This is a genomic window from Agromyces sp. GXS1127 (assembly GCF_050565425.1).
Lineage (GTDB): Bacteria > Actinomycetota > Actinomycetes > Actinomycetales > Microbacteriaceae > Agromyces.
Genome location: NZ_JBOCIG010000006.1, coordinates 212906 through 233359 on the forward strand (window position 1 = coordinate 212906; position 20454 = coordinate 233359).

A 20454-nucleotide genomic window follows, 5' to 3' on the forward strand; every position below is an offset into this window, starting at 1 on the left:
CGGCTGCGCGGCACCACCGTCGCTGCGTCGCGTCGCATCCACTGGACCGGCCGGACCGCCGGTCGACTCGGCCGGTGGGACCCTCCACGTACACCGAACGGAGACAGGATGAGGAACCACAAGGTGATCGGCGCGGCATCCGCCGTCGCCCTCGCCGTCGGCCTGGTCGGGACGGCAGCCGTCGCCCCCGCCGCCGCGGTCGGCCCGGAGAGCACCTACCTCGTGCTCGCGCCGCAGGGCGCGAACACGAAGGCCGCGGAGAAGCGCGTCGCGGCCGCCGGCGGCACCGTCGTCGCCAGCTACGACCAGATCGGCGTGCTCGTCGCGAAGTCGACGAGCACCGCGTTCGAGAGCAAGGTCGTCGGCGCCGGCGTGCAGTCGGTCGCGTCGACCGACGGGCTCGGCACGACGCTGATCGACGACGAGATCATCGAGGCCGTCGACACGGCCGCGGTCGAGGCCACGGGCGACCCGACGGGCGAGCCGCTCTGGTCCTACCAGTGGGACATGACCCAGATCGACGTCCCCGAGGCGCACGCGGTGACCACGGGCGACCCCTCGGTCGTCGTCGGCGTGCTCGACTCGGGCATCGACTACACCCACCCCGACCTCGCCTCGCAGGTCGCGTTCGACCAGAGCGCGTCGTGCCTCGGCGGCGTCGTCGACACCGAGCCCGCGGCGTGGGGCCCCACCACCTCGTCGCACGGCACGCACGTCGCGGGCACCATCGCGGCGGCCATCAACGGCGTCGGCATCGCCGGCGTCGCACCCGGCGTGAAGGTCGCCTCGGTCAAGGTCGTGAACGACGACGGCTACATCTACCCCGAGGCCGCGATCTGCGGCTACCTGTGGGCCGCCGACCACGGCATGCCGGTGACGAACAACAGCTATTACATCGACCCGTGGGAGTTCAACTGCGTGAACGACCCGCGCCAGCGTCCGGTCTGGCAGGCCGTGCAGCGCGCGCTGAGCTATTCGCAGACGAAGGGCACGCTCACCGTCGCGTCGGCGGGCAACAGCAACGTCGACCTGCAGCACAAGTTCATCGACTCGGGCAGCCCGAACGACGGCAGCTACCCGGTCGAGGACCGCACGATCACCGGCGCGTGCCGTGACCTGCCCGCCGAGGCGCCCGGCGTCGTGACGGTCTCGGCCGTCGGCCCGACCGAGCAGAAGAGCTACTACTCCTCCTACGGCCAGGGCGTCGTCGACGTGACGGCTCCCGGTGGCGACACGCGCTTCCGCACCGGCGGCGCGTCCTCGACCATCACGGATGCCGTGCTCTCCACCGTCCCGGGCGGCTGGGGCTGGTCGCAGGGCACCTCGATGGCCGGCCCGCACGCGGCCGGCGTCGCGGCGCTCGCGATCTCCGCGCACCCCGACATGAAGGTCGGCCAGCTCGCGTCGTTCCTCGAGCGCACCGCGACGGCGCTGGAGTGCCCGGAGGGCGTCTACGAGCCGCGCCCCGGCTACCCGGCGACCTGCACGGGCGGCGAGCGCAACGGCTTCTACGGAGCCGGCAACGTCAACGCCTTCAACGTCGTCCAGTGACGCGCTGAGCGATCGACCGTGAGGGGTCGGGCCTTCGGGCCCGGCCCCTTCGTCGTGCCGGCGCTCGGTCGGCCGAGGCGCCGGGTCAGGCGGATGCCTCGGCATCGTCGGGCACCCACTCGAGCAGGTCCCCGGGCTGGCAGTCGAGCACACGGCACATGGCGTCGAGTGTCGTGAAGCGAACGGCCTTCGCGCGGCCGTTCTTCAGGACGGCGACGTTGGCCGGTGTCAGGCCGACGCGGTCGGCGAACTCGCCCACGCTCATCTTCCGCCGGGCGAGTTCGACGTCGATGCGGACGACGATCGGCATCAGATCACCTCTTCGAGGTCGCTGCGCATCTCGGCCGCCCGGTGCAGCAGCGCCCGCAGGACGACGACCACGAGCACCACGACGCCGCCGATCAGCACGAGGCCCGTGGGGATGACGCCGTTGCCGGGGTCGCGCAGTTCGGGGGTCGTGAGGAAGAGCGTCATGAGCCAGACGGCGACGCCGACGAGTGCGAGCCAGGCGACGACGATGGCCCACGCCATGACGTCGACCCAGACGAACGCCTTCGCGCTGAAGATCCGGTCGGATCCGATCAGGCTGAGCAGCCGCCAGATGCAGACGAGCACGACCTGCACGCACAGGATCTCGAAGATCCCGAAGGCGAGGAGGATCCACGGCGCGGCGCCGAGCTCCGGCGCCTCCCTCGCCTGCTGCGCGAACTCGCCGGGCAGGCTCATGACCTGCGCGACCACGAGCCCGGCGAAGACGAGCACGATCAGGATGCGGAGCGGGATGATGACGCGTTCGAGCGAGAGCATGCGTCGAATATCGCTCAAAAACTATCGATTGTCAATCGATCTGCCCGCTCGCAACCCATACCGTTCTCAGGAGATTCTCCGCGTGTCGCCGTATCCGGCGGCGTGTCTTCCTGAGAACGGTGCGGATCCGGCCCGCCGTTCCTGAGAACGGTGGGGATCCGGCCCGCCGGTCCTGAGCACGGTGGAGGCCCACTGAGACAGGCCGCCCGGCGGTCGCGTTCGGGGGCGCTCGCTGAAGTGGCGCACGGCAAGCGGACGCCCCGGCGTAGGCTCGGCCGCATGGACCGCGATGCCCGTGCGCCCGCGCCGTCCCCGCGGGAGGGCTACACGGCCGAGCAGGTCCGCGCGGCGGAGCGGCCGCTGCTCGAGGCCGGAGAACCCCTCATGCAGCGTGCGGCGCTCGCGCTCGCCGACGAGGTCTCGCGGCTGATCGCGACGAGTCCTGCAGCATCGACGCCGGCGACGGAGGCCGCGGGTACGGCGCCGCCGGCCCGGCCGCTCGTCGTCGTGCTCGCCGGCTCGGGCGACAACGGCGGCGACGCGCTCTTCGCCGGTGCCCACCTCGCCGCACGCGGCGCGGACGTCAGGATCGTTGCGGTCGGTTCGCGGCTCCACGAGCAGGGCGCGACAGCCGCGCATGAAGCCGGCGCGAGGGACCTGGACCCGGACGCCGACCCCGACGCGTTCGACCGGATCGTGGCCGTCGCCGAGGTGATCGTCGACGGCATCCTCGGCATCGGGGCGGCCGCGAGTCCGGCGTTGCGGGGCCGGGCGCGCGAGGTCGTGGCGCGCGTGCGCGCGTTGCTCGGGCCGGACCGGCTCGCGCGTTCCGGGCGCGGGCCGAGGCATCCGCTCGTCGTGGCGGTCGATCTGCCGAGCGGCATCTCGCCCGACGACGGGCGCGTGCCCGACCCCACGGTGCTCCCCGCCGACGTGACCGTGACGATGGGCGCCGTGAAGGCCGGACTGATCCTCGGGCCGGCGGTCGAGTTCGTCGGTCGCGTGGTCCTCGTCGACCTGGGCCTCGGCCCGGGCCTCGCGGGCGTGCAACCCGTCGTCCAGTCGGGCCGGCGCACCGTGCTCCCCTGAGCGGCGGGTACCGTTCTCAGGAGGTATTCGGCGTGTCGCGTTCCGCCGCGGCGTGTTCTCCTGAGAAAGGTGCGGAATCGGACGGCCGCTCCTGAGAAGCGCATCCAGCCGGGAGGCGGCCCGCCACACGGGCGGAGGCGGAGCGGCCGGGCGCGCCCGGAGCCGCCGGAAGCCCATGCGATACGGTTGAGTGTGACTCAGGAACAGACACGACCGGAGGCCGAGGCGGTGCTCGCCGACGAACCCGAGGTCAGGCAGGCGCTCAGCGAAGCCGACCGCTCGTCGGTCGCCGGAGTCGTCGCCGACCACCCGTCGTCCCCGCTCGCGTGGGCCGAGCTGGCCGACCTGGCCGACTCCGAGGGCCGCGCGCTCGACGCGTTCGCGTACGCCGTCGTGGCGGTCGACCTCGCCCGCGTCCAGCTCGAGGCGGAGGGCTGGACGCCCGGCGAACCCGTCGCCTGGTCCGAGGAGCCCAACCGCGCCTACCTGCGCGCGCTCGACGCCGAACGGCGCGCGGCCGCACGGCTCGGGCTCGACGAACGCGCCGAGCGCGCGGCATCCGACCTCGAAGCGGCCGACGCCGAGGCGCCCGCTCGCATCGCGTCGGAGTTCACGCCCACCCAGGTCATCAGCGTCATCACGGATCCCCTGCCGCCTGCGCCGTCGCCCGAGGCGACGGCGGGCGACCCGCCCGACGAATCCGCCGCGCCGGGTGCGGCACGAGAGGACTGACATGCCCGCAGTCGTGCTGATCGGGGCACAGTGGGGCGACGAGGGCAAGGGCAAGGCGACCGACCTGCTCTCCTCGCGCCTGGACTACGTGGTCAAGTTCAACGGCGGCAACAACGCCGGGCACACCGTCGTCGTCGGCGACGAGAAGTACGCCCTGCACCTGCTGCCCTCCGGCATCCTCACGCCCGGCGTCACGCCGGTGATCGCCAACGGCGTGGTCGTCGACCTCGAGGTGCTCTTCGAGGAGATCGAGGGCCTCGAGTCGCGCGGCGTCGACACGTCCCAGCTGAAGATCTCGGCGAACGCGCACGTGATCACGCAGTACCACCGCACGCTCGACAAGGTCACCGAGCGTTTCCTCGGCAAGCGCCAGATCGGCACGACCGGCCGCGGCATCGGCCCGAGCTACGCCGACAAGATCAACCGCGTCGGCATCCGCATGCAGGACCTCTTCGACGAGAACATCCTGCGACAGAAGGTCGAGGGCGCGCTCGATCAGAAGAACCACCTGCTCCTCAAGGTCTACAACCGTCGCGCGATCGGCGTCGACGAGGTCGTCGACGAGCTGCTCGGCTACGTCGACCGGCTCCGCCCCATGGTCACCGACACGTCGCTCCTGCTGCACCGTGCGCTCGAGGCCGACGAGACCGTGCTCTTCGAGGGCGGCCAGGCGACGATGCTCGACGTCGACCACGGCACCTACCCGTTCGTCACGTCGTCCAACGCGACGAGCGGCGGCGCGGTGACCGGCTCGGGCATCGCGCCGAACCGCATCGACCGCGTCATCGGCATCGTGAAGGCGTACACGACCCGAGTCGGATCGGGGCCGTTCCCGACCGAGCTGTTCGACCGGTGGGGCGAGTTCCTCGCCGAGCAGGGCCACGAGTACGGCACCACCACCGGCCGCCGCCGGCGCACCGGATGGTACGACGCGCCCATCGCGCGCTACACCGCGCGCATCAACGGCGTGACCGACTTCGTGCTCACCAAGCTCGACGTGCTCACCGGCATCGACCGCATCCCGGTCGCGGTCGCATACGACGTCGACGGCGTGATCATGGAGGAGGTGCCGGTCTCGCAGTCCGACTTCCACCACGCCAAGCCGGTGTACGAGGAGTTCCCCGGCTGGACCGAGGACATCTCGGGCGCCCGATCCTTCGAGGACCTCCCGCCGAACGCGCAGAGCTACGTGCGCGAGCTCGAGGCCATGTCGGGCGCGCGGTTCTCGGCGATCGGCGTCGGTCCGGGCCGCGACGAGATCGTGCAGCTGCACGACCTGCTCGACTAGCGGCGACAACACACCCGCGTCGCTGCGGCGACGACACGACGAGGGGCGGATGCCACGTGGCATCCGCCCCTCGTCGTCCACGCCGCCCGCCCGGGGGCCGGCCGTGGGCCGGTCGCCGCCTTACGGCTCGTTGCCGACCGCCCGGTCGAGGTTCGCCTTCACGTCGTCGACCACGCCGTCGTGCTCGTCGGGGACGACCTTCTTGACGGCATCGGCCACCGCCTCGAGGACCGTGTCGCTGACCTGCTCGGCCTGCTCGCTCTCGAGCGCCTCCGCGATCTCGTCCTCGTGCTGCGGCGCGTGCCAGACTGGCCGGGTGCCCGCCACCCGCCCCCTCGTCCACACCCTGGAGGGTCGCCACGTCGCCCTCACGCCGCTCGCCGAGCACGACCTCCCCGCGCTCCGGGCCGCGATCGGCCGGCCCGAGGTGTTCGCCGGCGGCTTCGGCGGCGGTCCATCCGCGTTCCCCGTCGACGACGAGTCGTTCGAACGCTTCGCGCGGGCGTCGTACACGCCTGCGGCCGACGCGATCCCGTTCGCGGTGCGCCTGCGTGGCGGACCCGACGACGGCACGCTCGTCGGCGCGACGAAGCTCGGCGACCTCGACCTGCCGAACGAGTCCGCGCACATCGGCTGGACGGGGTTCGACCCGCGCGTGTGGGGCACCGCCGTGAACCCAGAGGTGAAGCTGATGATGCTGGGCCTCGCCTTCGACCACGGCTTCGGCCGGGTCAGGCTGCAGGCGGATGCCGTCAACGCGCGCTCGCGCGCCGCGATCGCGAAGCTCGGCGCGGCGTTCGAGGGCATCCACCGCCGCGCGATGCGGCGCCCCGACGGCACATGGCGCGACACCGCGGTCTACGCGGTCCTCATCGACGACTGGCCCGCCGTTCGGGCCGGCCTCGAGGCGCGGCTCGACGCGTGGGGTGACCGGCCGGTGACGCTGGACGGCGACGGCGACGGTGACGGCGGCGACCGGTAGCGCGCCGGGTCGGTTCGGGCCCTCCGCTCCGTCGTCGGGGCACTGACCCCAGAACGGGGGAAATGGTCCGCGGCCGTCTTGCCGCGCCGCTCGCCCGAGAGTAGGCAGTGCGTGTCAGGGGGGACACTCTGGCATCGGACACGGGGGAGCGGGCGCTCGGGGGAACGCCCGCGGTGCGGATGCCGTGGCATCCGCGCGCCCGTTCGACGTCGAAAGGCACGAACATGCAACGGACCCGAACGACGGCCATCGCGGTCGCCGGAATCTCGCTCGCCGCGCTCATCGGAGGCGCGACACCCGCCGTCGCCATCGGCAGTACGGCCTACATCAATCCCGTCGACCCGGCGGCGCTCGCGCAGACGCTCGTCGGCGGAGACGGCGTCGCGATCTCGAACGTCACGTACGTCGGCGATCCGATCAGCGCCGGCTCCTTCTCGGGCGGTGACACGTCCGTCGGCTTCGGCTCCGGCGTCGTGCTCGCCAGCGGCGACATCGCCGACACCGTCGGACCCACGAACGACGCGACGGACACGCAGACCGTGGTCGGTACCGGTGGCGACGCCGACCTGACCACGCTCGCAGGATTCCCGACCTTCGACGCCGCGGTGATGGAGTTCGACTTCACCGTGCCCGCAGGCGCGACGACGATCTACTTCCGCTACACCTTCGGTTCCGAGGAGTACAACGAGTGGGTCAACTCGGAGTACAACGACGTCTTCGCGTTCTACGTCAACGGCGTGAACTGCGCGGTCGTGCCCGATCCCGCGATTCCCGGCGGCACGCTGCCCGTGGCCGTCAACTCCGTGAACAACGGCAACCCCGGCGGCGACCCGACGGCGACGAACCCGGACCTGTATCGCGACAACACCGCCAGCCCGAACCCGCTGCCGACCGAACTCGACGGCGTCACGGACACGTTGACGTGCATGGCACCGGTCGATCCGACCATCACCAACCACATGAAGCTCGCGATCGCCGATGCGAGCGACAGCGTGCTGGACAGCGCGGTCTTCATCGAGGCGGGTTCGCTCGCGATCACCCCGCCGGCCGGCAGCGGCAAGGTCACGGGCGGCGGCCGCCTCGACCTCGCCGACGGCGCGGTCACGTTCGGCACCACGGTGATCCGCGACGAGCAGGGCCTGCGCGGCAACCTGCAGGTCAACGACCACCGCACGGGCGACCGGTTCCACGGGTACGACGTGCTGGCGTTCTCGCAGAGCGGCAACGAGGCGACGTGGTCGGGTGACGGACGCTTCAACGGCGAGGACGGCTACTCGTTCGAGGTGACCGTCGTCGACAACCGCAACGGCAACTCGGCGAAGAAGGGCAGCCCCGACACGATCTCGATCGTGATCACGGACGGCTCGGGTGCCACCGTCTGGAGCCTGGACCCGGCGGTCCAGCTCCCGAAGGGCAATATCGTCGTCCACCAGTAGACGCCGGGTGCCCGGCCCCGTCCGCCTCGAGCGGGCGGGGCCGCGGCATGCCGCCGCACCTGCCTCGCCGGCCGGGGGCGCACCCCGAGCTCAGCCCCGATCGCGCTCCGGCAGGTGCAACCGCGCCAGGAACGCGTCGGTGCCCCGCGGCATCCGTCGCCGGTCGGCCCGCGAGACGAGCACGGTGACGAGGACCGCGATCGGCACCGTCCACGCGGCCGGCTGCTCGACGAGGGGGCGGATGGCGGGCGCCGCCGCCGCGAGGAGCGCACCGCCGAGGATCGCCGCCCCCGAGAGGGTCGCCCCGGTGGCCATGCCCGCGATGGCCCCGCGCGCGGTGAGGCCGCGCCACCAGATGCCGAGGATGAGCACCGGGCAGAGCGTCGACGCCGTGAACGCGAACACCAGGCCCACGCTGCCCGCGAGCCCGGCGGGCTCGGTGGCGAACGCGACGACGAGGGGCACGGCCGTCGAGGCGAACGCGGCGATGCGGAAGCCGCGCACGCTGCCGCCGAGGAGGTCCTGCGAGATGACGCCGGCGACCGAGACCACGAGGCCGGACGACGTCGACAGGAACGCGGCGAACGCGCCGCCGATGACGAGCGCCGTGAGCAGGTCGCCCCACACGCCCGGCAGCAGCCGGTCGGGCAGCACGAGCACGAGCGCGTCGGCCTCGCCCGGCGTCGCGAGGTCGGGGGCGAACGCCCGGCCGAGCAGCCCGAACAGGGTGGGGAACGCATAGAACACCGACAGCAGCACGAGCACGATGACGGTGGTGCGGCGCGCGGCCGGGCCATCCGGGTTCGTGTAGAAGCGCACGAGCACATGCGGCAGGCCGAGCGTGCCGAGGAGGAGTGCGACCATGAGCGACACGGTCCGGTAGACGTCGAGCGAACCGGGGCCGTCGGCGGCCGGGAACGCCTCGGCGGGCGGCAGGGCGGGCTCGACGGCGCCGGTCACGAGGAGGAGCGCGACGACGGGCACCGCGATCGCCGCGAGCTTGAGCCAGAACTGGAACGCCTGGACGAACGTGATCGAGCGCATGCCGCCCGAGGCGACGACGATCGCGACGAGCGCGGCGACCGCGACGGATCCGACCCAGCTCGGCAGCCCCGTGGTGATCCGCACGGTGAGCGCGGCGCCCTGCAGCTGCGGCACGATGTAGAGCCATCCGATCACCACGACGAGCACGCTCGTGACGCGCCGGACCGCGACCGACTCGAGCCGCGCCTCGGTGAAGTCGGGGATCGTGTACGCGCCCGAGCGGCGGAGCGGCGCCGCGACGAAGAGCAGCAGCATGAGGTAGCCGGCCGTGTACCCGATCGGGAACCACATGCCGCCCGACCCCGTGAGCAGGATCAGCCCGGCGATGCCGAGGAAGGACGCCGCCGAGAGGTACTCGCCGCCGATCGCCGACGCGTTCCACCAGGGGCGCACGGTGCGGCTCGCGACGTAGAAGTCGCTCGTCGTGCGCGAGATCCGCAGCCCGTAGAAGCCGATCAGCACCGAGGCGAGCGCGACCGCGACGATGGCGGTGTAGCCGACGGCGGGGTTCACGCGTCCTCCGCGAGGGAGCGGTAGCGGGCCTCGTTCCGGGTCGCGGCGCGGACGTAGAGGGCGGCGACGCTGATCGCGAGCGGGTACACGCCGAACCCGAGGAGCAGCCACGACACGGGCACGCCCGCCACGAACGCGCCGTCGAGCGCGGGGGCGAACGCGATGACGCCGACGAAGAGGAGCGTCGCGAGCACGAATCCGGCGGCGCAGATCAGGGCCAGGCGGAGCTGCGACCGGATCAGCGAGCGCACGTAGACCGAGTGGATGTCGGTGGGCCCGGTGTCGGTGCCGGGCGTGCGGGTGCGGGCGACCGGGCGGCGATCGGATGCCGCGGGGCCGGCGGTGCCGCGTGCGGTCACGCGGACCCGGGGCGGCGGGGGCGGGGCGCCGGGGGCGGGGGCTCTCGATACGGGCGCTTCGCGTCCTGCTCGACCACCGGCGGCGTCCCCCGGGCCCGCGGGGGGCTCGGCGCTCACGGCCGCGCCCGCGGGGTCGCCGCCTCGAGCCGTTCCCGGAGCCCGGGCAGCAGGCGCCTGCTGACCGGCAGCTCGGCCTGCCCGACCACGATCGTCGGCCGCTCGCCCCCGAGCCGCACGCGCGTCACGTGGGGGAGCGCGACGAGGTACGACCGGTGCACGCGCACGAAGCCGGCATCCGCCCACTGCCGCTCGAGGTCGGACATCGGCACGCGGACGAGATAGCTCGCCTCGTCGGTGTGCAGGCGCGCGTAGTCGCCCTGCGCCTGCACGTACCGGACGTCGTCCCGACGGATCATGCGAGTCGTGCCGCCCAGCGTGACGGCGATCATCTCGGGGCGCGCGGCCGCGGCATCCGTGGCCTGTCCCTGGCCCATCGACTCGACGACGCGCGTGACCGAGCGGTGCAGCCGGTCGGTGCGCACGGGCTTCAGCAGGTAGTCGACCGCGGCGAGGTCGAACGCCTCGAGCGCACCCTCCTCGTCGGCCGTGACGAAGACGAACGCGGGCTTGTGCTCGAAGCGCTGCAGCGCGCGGGCGAGGTCGAAGCCCGACAGGCCGGGCATGTGGATATCGAGGAACGCCGCGTCGACGGGTTCGCGGGTGAGGATCCGGATGGCCTCGGCGCCGGAGGTCGCGCGATGGATGAGGCCGATCCGCGGGTCCTGGCCGAGCAGGAACGCGAGCTCGTCGACGGCGGGCTGCTCGTCGTCGGCGATGAGGACCGAGATCACGGCACCAGTCTCCCATCCGGTTCGGCGGGGCGGCCCGCTCGGGCGTCGACGGATGCCGCGGAGCGGCCGGGCTGCGACTTCGGCACGCGCATCCGGACCAGCGTGCCGGCACCGACGTTCGTCTCCACGACGAGGCCGTGCTCGTCGCCGTACACCTGCCGCAGGCGCGCGTAGACGTTGCGGAGGCCGACGTGCTCGCCCGGCGTGCCGCCCGCGAGCACCTCGGCGGCCACCTCGGGGTCGATGCCGACGCCGTCGTCCTCGACGGTGATCTCGGCGAACGCGCCGCGATCCTCCGCGGTGATCGTGATGCGCCCGCCGCCCTCCTTGGCCTCGAGCCCGTGCCGCACCGCGTTCTCGACGAGCGGCTGCATCGACAGGAACGGGATCACCGTGGAGAGCACCTCGGGTGCCACCTGCAGCGTGACCCGGAGGCGGTCGCCGAAGCGCGCCCGCTCGAGCTTCAGGTACGAGTCGATCGAGCGGAGCTCCTCGGCCACCGTCGTGAAGTCGCCGTGGCGGCGGAAGGAGTAGCGCGTGAAGTCGGCGAACTCGAGCACGAGCTCGCGCGCCTTCGACGGGTCGGTGTTGATGAACGACGCGATCGCGTTCAGCGAGTTGTAGATGAAGTGCGGGCTGATCTGCGCGCGGAGCGCACGCACCTCGAGCTCGGCGAGCGCCGCGCGCGACGCGTCGAGTTCGCCGAGCTCCGCCTGTGCGGCGACCCACTCGGCGACCTCGCCCGTCGCGCGGACGAGCCCCGCGCGCACCCGCCCCGCGAACGCCACGACCGCACCGACGGCGACGCCGTCCGCGAGGATCGGCGCGGCCGCGGCATCCGTCTCACCCGACGGCGTCGGCACGCGCCGCTCGACCTGCGGCCGCCCGCTTCCGACCGCCTCGTCGGCGAGTCGCTCCGCGGCGGACACGAGGGTCTCGTCGCCGTCGACCGCCACCGGGCCGCCCGCCATCACGAGCGCGAGCGTGTCCGCGCCCAGGAGCGCACGGAGGTGGCGGGCCGCGCGCGCGGCATCCGCCTCGGTCATGTCGCCCCGCAGGTGCTTCGCCGCGCGCGACGCGAGGTGCAGCGTCTCGTACGTCGCCCGCTCGGCGTCGGTGCCGAGCTCCTTCGACTGCACCGCGAGCCGCCGGAGCAGCACCACCACGCCGACCGCGAACGCGCCCGCGACCACGCCGACGGCGGCAGCGAGCAGCATCGACTCGGGCATGCACGTCACTGTAGCCGTCGTTCGTCGTCGCCCCGCGCCGTTCGTCGCACGGTCGGCGCCGTTCACCGACGACGAGCGGTCGTCGCCCCCGGCGCGGCATCCGCGCGGTCAGCATGGACGCATTGCGACCGCAGCGGAGCGGGCCGAGCCCGTGCCGCACCCCCTCGAAGGAGAGACGCCATGGGCAACGACGCCCTGAGTGCGGAAGTCGACCTGAGTCACGTCGACTACCGCGCCGTGCAGCAATCCCCGGAGTTCCAGGAGCTCCGCAAGACCCACCGCAGCTTCGTGTTCCCCGTGCTCACCGCGTGCCTGGCCTGGTACTTCGCGTACGTGCTGCTGGCCGTGTACGCGGTCGACTTCATATCGACCCGCGTGTTCGGCAGCGTCAACGTGGCGATGGTGCTCGGCCTCGCGCAGGTGGTCACGACCTTCGCCGTGACGATGTGGTACGTCCACTACGCGAACAAGCGGCTCGACCCGCAGTCGGAGAAGCTCCGCACCGAGATCGAGTCGGGCGACTTCGAGACCGAGGAGGCGGTGCGCTGATGTTCCGATTCGAAGCGGCCACCAGCTCGCCCGGCGAGCCCTGGCTCAACATCGCCATCTTCGCCGCGTTCGTCGCGGTGACGATGGTCATCGTGTTCCGCGCCAGCCGGAACAACAAGACCGCGGCCGACTACTACGCGGCCGGCCGGTCGTTCACGGGCGGCCAGAACGGCTCGGCCATCGCGGGCGACTACCTCTCGGCGGCGTCGTTCCTCGGCATCGTCGGCGCGATCGCGCTGAACGGCTACGACGGGTTCCTGTACTCGATCGGCTTCCTCGTCGCGTGGCTCGTGGCGCTCCTGCTCGTCGCGGAGCTCCTCCGCAACACGGGCAAGTTCACGATGGCCGACGTGCTCTCGTTCCGCCTGAAGCAGCGCCCGGTGCGCATCGCGGCGGCGACCACGACGCTCGTCGTCTGCTTCTTCTACCTGCTCGCCCAGATGGCCGGCGCCGGCGGCCTGGTGTCGCTGCTGCTCGGCGTCGGCGACCAGGTCGGGCAGGCCGTCGTCATCACCGTGGTCGGCGCGCTCATGATCCTCTACGTGCTCGTCGGCGGCATGAAGGGCACCACCTGGGTGCAGATCATCAAGGCCGTGCTGCTCATCGCCGGCGCCGGCGTGATGACGGTCTGGGTGCTCGCGCTCAACGGCTTCGACTTCTCGGCGCTGCTCGACAAGGCCGTCGCCGTGGCGGAGAACCCCGCGATCCTCGACCCGGGCCTGAAGTACGGCGTCTCGGAGATCAGCAAGGTCGACTTCGTCTCGCTGGGCCTCGCGCTCGTGCTCGGCACTGCGGCACTGCCGCACGTGCTCATGCGCTTCTACACGGTCCCCACCGCCAAGGAGGCCCGCAAGTCGGTCGTCTGGGCGATCTGGCTGATCGGCATCTTCTACGTGTTCACGCTCGTGCTCGGCTACGGCGCTGCGGCGCTCGTCGGCCCGGCGGTCATCGCGGCGGCCCCCGGCGGCCCGAACTCGGCGGCTCCGCTGCTCGCCTTCGCGCTCGGCGGTCCGTTCCTGCTCGGCCTCATCTCGGCCATCGCGTTCGCGACGATCCTCGCGGTCGTCGCCGGCCTCACGATCACGGCCGCCGCCTCGTTCGCGCACGACATCTACGCGTCGGTCGTGAAGAAGGGCAAGCCCGAGCCGGGCGCCGAGGTCAAGGTCGCCCGCCGCACCGTCGTCATCATCGGCGTCGTCGCGATCATCGGCGGCATCGGGGCGAACGGCCAGAACGTGGCGTTCCTCGTGGCGCTCGCGTTCGCGGTCGCCGCCTCGGCGAACCTGCCGACGATCGTCTACTCGCTGTTCTGGAAGGGCTTCACCACCAAGGGCGCCCTCTGGAGCATGTACGGCGGCCTGATCTCGGCGATCGTGCTCATCGTCTTCTCGCCGGTCGTCTCGGGCTCCGAGACGTCCATGCTGAAGACCGAGGCGATCGACTTCGCGATCTTCCCGCTGTCGAACCCGGGCATCGTCTCGATCCCGCTGGCCTTCCTCCTCGGCTGGATCGTGAGCAAGCTCGACAAGACGGTCGAGAGCCCCGAGAAGCAGGCCGAGATGGAGGTCCGCTCGCTCACCGGCCTCGGCGCCGAGAAGGCGGTGAGCCACTAGGAGAGACTCCGGCGGCCGCTCCGGGATGGGGTAGCGGGCGGCCGCCGGACACGACTGCGACGGGGTGGGACCGCCTGCCCACGACCTCGTCGCCGGCACGACGGGGGCGGATGCCTCGGGCCTCGGGCCCGGCATCCGCCCCCGTTGCGCTGCGCCCGGGACACCCGACGGCGCGTCCTACATGTTGATCATGTGCCCCACGAGGCCGTGGAACGCCTCCTGCAGGCCCTCCGAGAGCGTCGGGTGGGTGTGCACGTTGCGGGCGAGCTCGAGGGCGCCGAGGTCCCACTTCTGGGCGAGCGTCAGCTCGGGCAGCAGCTCCGAGGCGTCCGGGCCGATGATGTGGCCGCCGAGCAGTTCGTAGTGGGCCCTGTCGGCCACGAGCTTGACGAACCCGACCGGGTCGCCGAGGCCGTTCGCCTTGCCGTTGGCGGTGAACGGGAACTTCGCGACGAGCACGTCGTGGCCCTCGTCGCGGGCCTGCTGCTCGGTGAGCCCGAAGGACGCGACCTGCGGCGAGCAGAACGTGGCGCGCGGCATCATCCGGTAGTCGCCGAGCTCCATGGTCTCGGCGTCGGCGATGGTCTCGGCCGCGACGACGCCCTGCGCCTCGGCGACGTGCGCGAGCATGAGCTTCGCGGTCGCGTCGCCGATCGCGTAGATGTGCGGCACGTTGGTGCGCATGCGCTCGTCGATCGCGATGGCGCCGCGCTCGGTGAGCTGCACGCCGGTCGCGTCGAGGCCGAAGCCCTCGACGTTCGGCGCGAAGCCGACGGCCATGAGCACCTTGTCGACGACGAGCGAGCCCGGCTGGCCGTCGGAACCCGTGTACGTCACGGTGACCTGCGAGCCCTGGTCGGTGACGGTCTCGACCTTCGTCGACGTGAGGATCGGCACGCCGAGGTTGCGGTACTGGCGCGTGATCTCCTTCGAGACCTCGGCGTCCTCGTTCGGCAGCGCGCGGTCGAGGAACTCGAGCACGGTCACCTCGACGCCGTAGTTGCGCATGACGTAGGCGAACTCCATGCCGATGGCGCCCGCGCCGACGATCGCGATCGAGCGCGGCAGCTCGCGGGTGAGGATCTGCGTCTCGTACGTGACGACGTTCTCCGAGAGCTCGACGCCGGGCAGCAGCCGCACCTTCGAGCCCGTCGCGATGATCGCGTTGTCGAAGGTGAGGTTCTCGACGGTGCCGTCGGACTTGGCGACGTCGATCGCGTTCGGGCCGGTGAACGAGCCGCGGCCGTCGAACTCGGCGATGCCGTTCTTCTTCATGAGGAAGTGCACGCCCTTGACGTGCTTCTCCGAGACCTGGCGGCTGCGGTCGAATGCGGCGCCGAAGTCGAAGTGCACGTCGCCGGAGATGCCGAAGGTCTGCGCCTGCGCGTGGAAGATGTGCGCCAGCTCGGCATTGCGCAGCAGCGCCTTCGAGGGGATGCAGCCGACGTTGAGGCACACGCCGCCCCAGTACCTCTCCTCGATCACGGCGACCTTCCGGCCGAGCTGGGCGGCGCGGATGGCGGCCACGTAGCCGCCGGGACCCGCACCGAGGACGATGACGTCGAAGTGGGTGGTCATGGCGCCCAGCCTAGGCGGGGCGCATCGGATCGGAACAGGGCGGCATCCGCCTGCCAACGTTCGGCGGGTTCCGGACATCGCGTTCCGGAGCCCTCCCGGGCCGGCGACGGGCGACGTACCGTGATCCGGTGACCACACGTTCCGGCATCCGCACCTGGGTGCAGTTCCTCTCCGCTGGGCTCGTCTGGGGCGCGAGCTTCCTCTTCATGGCGGTGGCGCTGACGGGCATCTCGTTCACGCAGGTCGCCTGGACGCGCACGGTGCTCGGCGGCCTCACGCTCGGCCTGGTCGTCCTCGTCGCGCGGCCGCGCGTCGACGGCGGGCCGGTGCTGCCCCGGCAGCCCGTCGTGTGGGTGCACTTCCTCGTCATCGGCGTGCTCGGCTGCGTCATCCCGTTCCTGCTGTTCTCGTGGGCGCAGCAGTCGGTGACCTCGAGCCTCGCGTCGATCCTCAACGCGACGACGCCGATCATGACGGCCGTCGCCGCCACCCTGGCGTTCCGGGTCGAGCGGCTCGATGCGTCGCGCTGGCTCGGCGTGCTCGTCGGCATCGCGGGCGTCGTCGTCGTCATCGCGCCCTGGGCGGCCGAGCTCGGCGGATCCCTCGCGGGCCAGCTCGCGTGCCTCGGCGCGACCGCCTGCTACGGGCTCATGTTCGGCTACACGCGCCGGTTCCTGAGCGGCCGGCCGATCGCGCAGACCACGTTCGCGTTCCTCCAGGTGGGCATGGGCGCCGCGGTGATGCTGCTGCTCACCCCGATCCTCGCCGTCGGTCCGGTCGCGCTCGACGTGCCGATCGTCGCGAGCCTGGCGGTGCTCGGCATCCTGGGCACGGGCCTCGCCTACGTCTGGAACATCGGGGTCATCCGCGACTGGGGACCGACCAACGCCTCGACGGTCACCTACGTCACGCCGGTCGTCGGCGTGGCGCTCGGCGTGCTCGTCCTCGGCGAGCCGATGTCGTGGAACGAGCCGCTGGGCGCGCTCGTCGTGATGCTCGGCATCCTGCTGGCGCAGGGCAGGGTCCGGATGCCGCTTGCGCGCCGGTCGGCCACGGCCGTGTGACGCGGGCCCCGCGAACGGTCGCGGGCGGCTGCTCCTCGCCCGATGACCGATCGATCCCTGTGCAGCCGCCGCGCGATGTGATGAGGTGAGCAGGTGACGAGCGCCTCGCAGCCCGCCCCCGATCCCGCCGTCGACGCGACCTCCTCCGCGGCCGACCTCGGCGCCGCGTTCCGCGCGGGCGCGACGACGCCCGTCGAGGTCGCCGAAGGCGCGCTGGCGCGCATCGCGCGGTTCGAGCCGGTCGTGAACGCGTTCTCCGACCACGACCCCGACACGGTGCGAGCGGATGCCGCGGCCAGCGCCGAGCGCTTCCGGCGCGGTGCACCGCTGGGCCCGCTCGACGGCGTGCCGGTCACGGTCAAGGAGAACATGCTGCGCGTCGGCGTCCCGTCCCGGTCCGGCTCCGCGGCATCCGGCCCGGTCGTGCCCGACGCCGACTCGCCGATCGTCGCCAGGCTGCGCGAGGCGGGCGCCGTCATCCTCGGCTCCACGACGATGCCCGACTGGGGCATGCTCTCGTCCGGCGTCTCGAGCCTGCACGGCGTCACGCGGAGCCCGCTCGACCCGGCGCTCACGGTCGGCGGCTCGAGCGCCGGCGCCGGTGCGGCCGCCGCCGCGGGCATCGGCCCGATCCACCTCGGAACCGACATCGGCGGCTCCATCCGGTTCCCTGCTGCGTGGCTGGGCCTCGTCGGGCTGAAGCCGAGCGCGGGGCGCGTGCCGATCGATCCGCCGTACCTCGGGCGGGTCGGCGGGCCGATCGCGCGCCGCGTGGCGGACCTCGCCGCGGCCATGGCGGTCGTGACCCGGCCCGACGTGCGGGACCACACGGCGCTGCCGTACACGCAGCTCGATTGGACGGACCCCGGCCTCGACGTCCGCGGCCTCCGGATCGCCGTGCACACCGACGCGGGCGCCGGGCTCCCCGTCGATCCCGAGATCGCCGCCGCGGTGCGGACGGCAGCGGAACGGTTCGCCGCGGCGGGCGCGGAGGTCGTCGAGCTCGCGCCGTTCATGGACGACCGTCTGCTCGGCCAGGCCGACCGGTTCTGGCGCGTCCGGTTCCGCCGCACGTACGACGAGCTCGCGCCCGAGGCGCGGGCGCGCGTGCTGCCCTACATCGCGCGCTGGGTGGCGCCCGGCGCGGAGGTCACCGGCATCGAGGCGCTCGCCGCGTACGACGACATCGGCGAACTCCGTCACCGTACGGTGCTCGCGACGGCGCCGTTCGACGCGGTGCTCTCACCCGTCGCGCCCATGGCGGCGTTCCCGGCCGAGCGGCCGATGCCGTGGGGCGAGGAGGACCTCGGCATGGCGCACATCGCCTTCACGCTCCCCTGCAACATGTCCGGCCAGCCCGCCGTCAGCATCAACGCCGGCACGACGGCGGACGGGCGCGCGATCGCGCTGCAGATCGCCGGTCAGCGCTTCGCGGACCTCCGGGTGCTCGCGCTCGCCGCGTGGTGGGAGCGTGAGCGGCCGACGGATGCCGCGGCGCCGACCGTCCCGCCGGCGCCGGCAGCGTCATCGGCTCGCTGAGTCCGTCGAGCGCGCGTGCCGCGCGTCCGGGTGGGTCTTGACATCCGCTCGCCTGGATGATTGGTTACTTACTGAAGTAACTAACCAATGAACCGAAGCGAGGCGCCGTGGACGAATCCCGGCCGATCTTCCTGCAGATCGCGGAGCAGATCGAGAACGACATCGTCGACGGGCACGTCGCCGAGGATGCCGCGATCCCGTCGATCAACGAACTCGCCGCGTTCCACCGCATCAACCCCGCGACCGCGCTCAAGGGCGTGAACCGGCTCGTCGAGCAGGGGCTCGTGGCCAAGCGCCGCGGGGTCGGCATGTTCGTCGTCCCGGGCGCGCGCGAGCGCCTGATCGAACGTCGCCGCGCCGAGTTCGCGGCCGAGTACCTCCGACCGCTCATCGTCGAAGCCGCGAAGCTCGGCATCGGCGTCGACGAGCTCGCGGGCATGGTCCGCGAGGAAAGGATCCTGACATGACCAGCACCGTCGTCCGTGCGCGCGGACTCACCAAGCGCTACGGATCGTTCACCGCGATCGACGGCATCGACCTCTCGCTCGAGGAGGGCCGCATCTACGGCCTGCTGGGGCGGAATGGCGCCGGCAAGACGACGGTGATGCAGCTGCTCACCGGCCAGATCTTCCGGAACGGCGGCACGCTCGAGGTGTTCGGGCGCGAGCCGGCCGAGCACGCCGACGTCCTGCGTCGCATGTGCTTCATCGCGGAGGCCCAGCGGTACCCCGAGGACTTCACGCCGGCGCACGTACTCCGTGCCGCGCCGTGGTTCTTCGAGCACTGGGATACCGCGTTCGCCGAGCGGCTCGTCGCCGACTTCCGGCTGCCGCTGAAGCGGCGCATCAAGAAGCTCAGCCGCGGCCAGCTCTCCGCCGTGGGCGTCATCGTCGGGCTCGCGTCGCGGGCGCCGCTGACCTTCTTCGACGAGCCGTACCTCGGACTCGATGCCGTCGCGCGGCACATCTTCTACGACCGGCTGCTCGAGGACTACGCGGCCCACCCGCGCACCGTCGTGCTCTCGACGCACCTGATCGACGAGGTCGCGAACCTCCTCGAGCACGTGATCCTCATCGACCAGGGGCGCATCCTGCTCGACCGCGACGCCGATGAGGTGCGCGGCAGCGCGACGACCGTTGCGGGCGCCCGTGCGGCGGTGGAGCAGTTCGTCAGGGACCGGCAGGTGATCGGCCGGGAGGGCATCGGCGGACTGGCCTCCGTCACGATCGACGGCCGCCTCGACACGGACGAGCGCATCCGCGCCGCCGAGCTCGGCCTCGAGCTCGCCCCCGTCTCGCTCCAGCAGCTCATCGTCCACCTGACCGGCGCCGAACTCGCCGAGTCGACCGAGAAGGAGGTCGCGGCATGACCGCCGTCACCACCGCGTCCGTGCCCGTCGCGGAGTCGTCGCGTCGCGTGCGACCGAACGAGATCCTGCGCATCGTGCGCCTGCACACCGTCAACCCGGCCATCTTCTTCGGCGTGCCGTGGCTGATCCTCGCCGGCGCCTGGGCCGTGACCATGATCGTCGCGCTCATCATCCAGGGCGCGGCGGGCCCGCTCGATGCGACCGAGACCGGCTTCGAGTACAGCTGGGCGGTGCTCTCGCCGCAGTGGTACCTCATCGTCGTGGGCGTCCAGGCCGTCTCGTTCACGTTCCCGTTCGCGCTCGGCTTCGGTGCGACGCGACGCGACTACTGGCTCGGGACCGGCTTGATGTTCGTGATCGTCTCGGTCGTGAACGCCGCCGCCATCGCGACGCTGCTGCTCATCGAGCGGGCGACGAACGGCTGGTGGATCGGTGCCGGCATGTTCGACGCGCTCTGGTACGTCGGGGCCGACTGGGGCACGGCGTTCTACACCACCTTCGCGCTCCAGCTCCTCGTGCTGTTCATCGGGGCGGGCGTCACGACGGTGTACATGCGCTGGCGCATGACGGGCATGATGACGGTGCTCTTCGGCGGCGTGGCGCTCATCCTCGCGATCATCGCGTTCCTCACGTTCACCGAGAGGTGGGAGGCGCTCGGCAGCTGGCTCGCCTCGATCGGCGTCGTCGGCGTGTTCACCCTCGTGCTCGCGACGGCGCTGGTCTGGGCGGTCGCGGGCCTGCTCGTGATCCGGCGGGCGACGCCGCGGTAGGGGGCCGCGGGCGTCCGAGGGGGCGCGGGCGTCCGAGAGGGCGCGGCATCCGGGGGTGTCGCGCCCCTCGTCGCGCCGGCGGGTGGCGCCG

Annotated in this window: 21 protein-coding genes; 13 read left to right on the forward strand and 8 right to left on the reverse strand. The window is 72.1% G+C overall.

Features of this window, described 5'->3' with window-relative positions; all coding sequences use genetic code 11:
• The first annotated feature begins 108 nt into the window (after positions 1-108).
• Positions 109-1551 carry a S8 family peptidase gene (locus ACQ393_RS12775; protein ID WP_430647225.1) on the forward strand — a complete coding sequence of 481 codons (1443 nt, stop codon included), beginning with the start codon at positions 109-111 and terminating at the stop codon, positions 1549-1551.
• 85 nt (positions 1552-1636) lie between these two features.
• Here the strand turns inward: ACQ393_RS12775 and ACQ393_RS12780 are convergent, their stop codons facing one another.
• Both ACQ393_RS12780 and ACQ393_RS12785 read right to left on the reverse strand, forming a co-directional pair.
• Positions 1637-1861, reverse strand: a complete 225-nt coding sequence (locus ACQ393_RS12780; protein WP_430647226.1) for a helix-turn-helix domain-containing protein — start codon at positions 1859-1861, stop codon at positions 1637-1639.
• Positions 1861-2358, reverse strand: coding sequence for a DUF2975 domain-containing protein (locus ACQ393_RS12785; RefSeq protein WP_430647227.1), 498 nt, complete (start codon positions 2356-2358; stop codon positions 1861-1863). Before ACQ393_RS12785 ends, ACQ393_RS12780 begins: the two co-directional genes overlap by 1 nt.
• Positions 2359-2637: 279 nt before the next feature.
• On the opposite strand from ACQ393_RS12785, the gene ACQ393_RS12790 reads away from it, so the two are divergent.
• The 3 genes from ACQ393_RS12790 (at position 2638) to ACQ393_RS12800 (ending at position 5467) form a co-directional block, all read left to right on the forward strand.
• Positions 2638-3447 (forward strand): NAD(P)H-hydrate epimerase, encoded by an 810-nt coding sequence (locus ACQ393_RS12790; protein ID WP_430647228.1) that lies wholly within the window; start codon positions 2638-2640, stop codon positions 3445-3447.
• Between the two features lie 192 nt (positions 3448-3639).
• On the forward strand, positions 3640-4179 hold the full coding sequence (locus tag ACQ393_RS12795; RefSeq protein WP_430647229.1) for a DUF3151 family protein: 540 nt from the start codon (positions 3640-3642) through the stop codon (positions 4177-4179).
• 1 nt (position 4180) lies between these two features.
• Complete coding sequence (locus tag ACQ393_RS12800) at positions 4181-5467, forward strand: adenylosuccinate synthase (RefSeq protein WP_430647230.1); 1287 nt, start codon at positions 4181-4183, stop codon at positions 5465-5467.
• Between the two features lie 120 nt (positions 5468-5587).
• On the opposite strand, the gene ACQ393_RS12805 is transcribed toward ACQ393_RS12800, so the two are convergent.
• A complete protein-coding gene (locus tag ACQ393_RS12805; RefSeq protein WP_430647231.1) occupies positions 5588-5794 on the reverse strand; it encodes a hypothetical protein in 207 nt (68 codons plus the stop codon).
• Here ACQ393_RS12805 and ACQ393_RS12810 point away from each other — a divergent pair.
• Positions 5784-6449, forward strand: coding sequence for a GNAT family N-acetyltransferase (locus ACQ393_RS12810; protein ID WP_430647232.1), 666 nt, complete (start codon positions 5784-5786; stop codon positions 6447-6449). The genes ACQ393_RS12805 and ACQ393_RS12810 overlap by 11 nt on opposite strands.
• 224 nt (positions 6450-6673) lie before the next feature.
• The gene (locus ACQ393_RS12815) at positions 6674-7885 is read left to right on the forward strand and encodes a choice-of-anchor L domain-containing protein (protein WP_430647233.1); all 1212 of its coding nucleotides are present in this window, start codon (positions 6674-6676) and stop codon (positions 7883-7885) included.
• Between the two features lie 90 nt (positions 7886-7975).
• Here ACQ393_RS12815 and ACQ393_RS12820 read toward each other — a convergent pair whose 3' ends face one another.
• From ACQ393_RS12820 to ACQ393_RS12835, 4 genes are all read right to left on the reverse strand, one after another.
• Positions 7976-9442, reverse strand: coding sequence for a cation acetate symporter (locus tag ACQ393_RS12820; protein WP_430647234.1), 1467 nt, complete (start codon positions 9440-9442; stop codon positions 7976-7978).
• Complete coding sequence (locus tag ACQ393_RS12825) at positions 9439-9801, reverse strand: DUF485 domain-containing protein (protein ID WP_430647235.1); 363 nt, start codon at positions 9799-9801, stop codon at positions 9439-9441. The genes ACQ393_RS12820 and ACQ393_RS12825 overlap by 4 nt, the downstream gene beginning before the upstream one ends.
• Positions 9802-9914: 113 nt before the next feature.
• Positions 9915-10652, reverse strand: coding sequence for a LytR/AlgR family response regulator transcription factor (locus ACQ393_RS12830; protein ID WP_430647236.1), 738 nt, complete (start codon positions 10650-10652; stop codon positions 9915-9917).
• Complete coding sequence (locus ACQ393_RS12835; RefSeq protein WP_430647237.1) at positions 10649-11881, reverse strand: sensor histidine kinase; 1233 nt, start codon at positions 11879-11881, stop codon at positions 10649-10651. The genes ACQ393_RS12830 and ACQ393_RS12835 overlap by 4 nt, the downstream gene beginning before the upstream one ends.
• A 180-nt stretch (positions 11882-12061) precedes the next feature.
• On the opposite strand from ACQ393_RS12835, the gene ACQ393_RS12840 reads away from it, so the two are divergent.
• Together ACQ393_RS12840 and ACQ393_RS12845 are read left to right on the forward strand one after the other, a co-directional pair.
• Positions 12062-12430 (forward strand): DUF485 domain-containing protein, encoded by a 369-nt coding sequence (locus tag ACQ393_RS12840; RefSeq protein WP_430647238.1) that lies wholly within the window; start codon positions 12062-12064, stop codon positions 12428-12430.
• Positions 12430-14043, forward strand: coding sequence for a solute symporter family protein (locus ACQ393_RS12845; protein WP_430647239.1), 1614 nt, complete (start codon positions 12430-12432; stop codon positions 14041-14043). Before ACQ393_RS12840 ends, ACQ393_RS12845 begins: the two co-directional genes overlap by 1 nt.
• A 177-nt stretch (positions 14044-14220) precedes the next feature.
• Here ACQ393_RS12845 and lpdA read toward each other — a convergent pair whose 3' ends face one another.
• Positions 14221-15621, reverse strand: a complete 1401-nt coding sequence (gene lpdA, locus ACQ393_RS12850) for a dihydrolipoyl dehydrogenase (RefSeq protein ID WP_430647240.1) — start codon at positions 15619-15621, stop codon at positions 14221-14223.
• Positions 15622-15749: 128 nt separating this feature from the next.
• Between lpdA and ACQ393_RS12855 the strand changes: the two genes are divergently transcribed.
• The 5 genes from ACQ393_RS12855 (at position 15750) to ACQ393_RS12875 (ending at position 20363) form a co-directional block, all read left to right on the forward strand.
• Positions 15750-16685, forward strand: a complete 936-nt coding sequence (locus tag ACQ393_RS12855) for a DMT family transporter (RefSeq protein ID WP_430647241.1) — start codon at positions 15750-15752, stop codon at positions 16683-16685.
• A gap of 93 nt (positions 16686-16778) precedes the next feature.
• On the forward strand, positions 16779-18224 hold the full coding sequence (locus ACQ393_RS12860) for an amidase (RefSeq protein WP_430647242.1): 1446 nt from the start codon (positions 16779-16781) through the stop codon (positions 18222-18224).
• Positions 18225-18331: 107 nt separating this feature from the next.
• The gene (locus tag ACQ393_RS12865) at positions 18332-18691 is read left to right on the forward strand and encodes a GntR family transcriptional regulator (RefSeq protein WP_430647243.1); all 360 of its coding nucleotides are present in this window, start codon (positions 18332-18334) and stop codon (positions 18689-18691) included.
• Positions 18688-19593, forward strand: coding sequence for an ABC transporter ATP-binding protein (locus ACQ393_RS12870; RefSeq protein WP_430647244.1), 906 nt, complete (start codon positions 18688-18690; stop codon positions 19591-19593). The genes ACQ393_RS12865 and ACQ393_RS12870 overlap by 4 nt, the downstream gene beginning before the upstream one ends.
• A complete protein-coding gene (locus ACQ393_RS12875; RefSeq protein ID WP_430647245.1) occupies positions 19590-20363 on the forward strand; it encodes a hypothetical protein in 774 nt (257 codons plus the stop codon). The genes ACQ393_RS12870 and ACQ393_RS12875 overlap by 4 nt, the downstream gene beginning before the upstream one ends.
• Positions 20364-20454 lie beyond the last annotated feature (91 nt).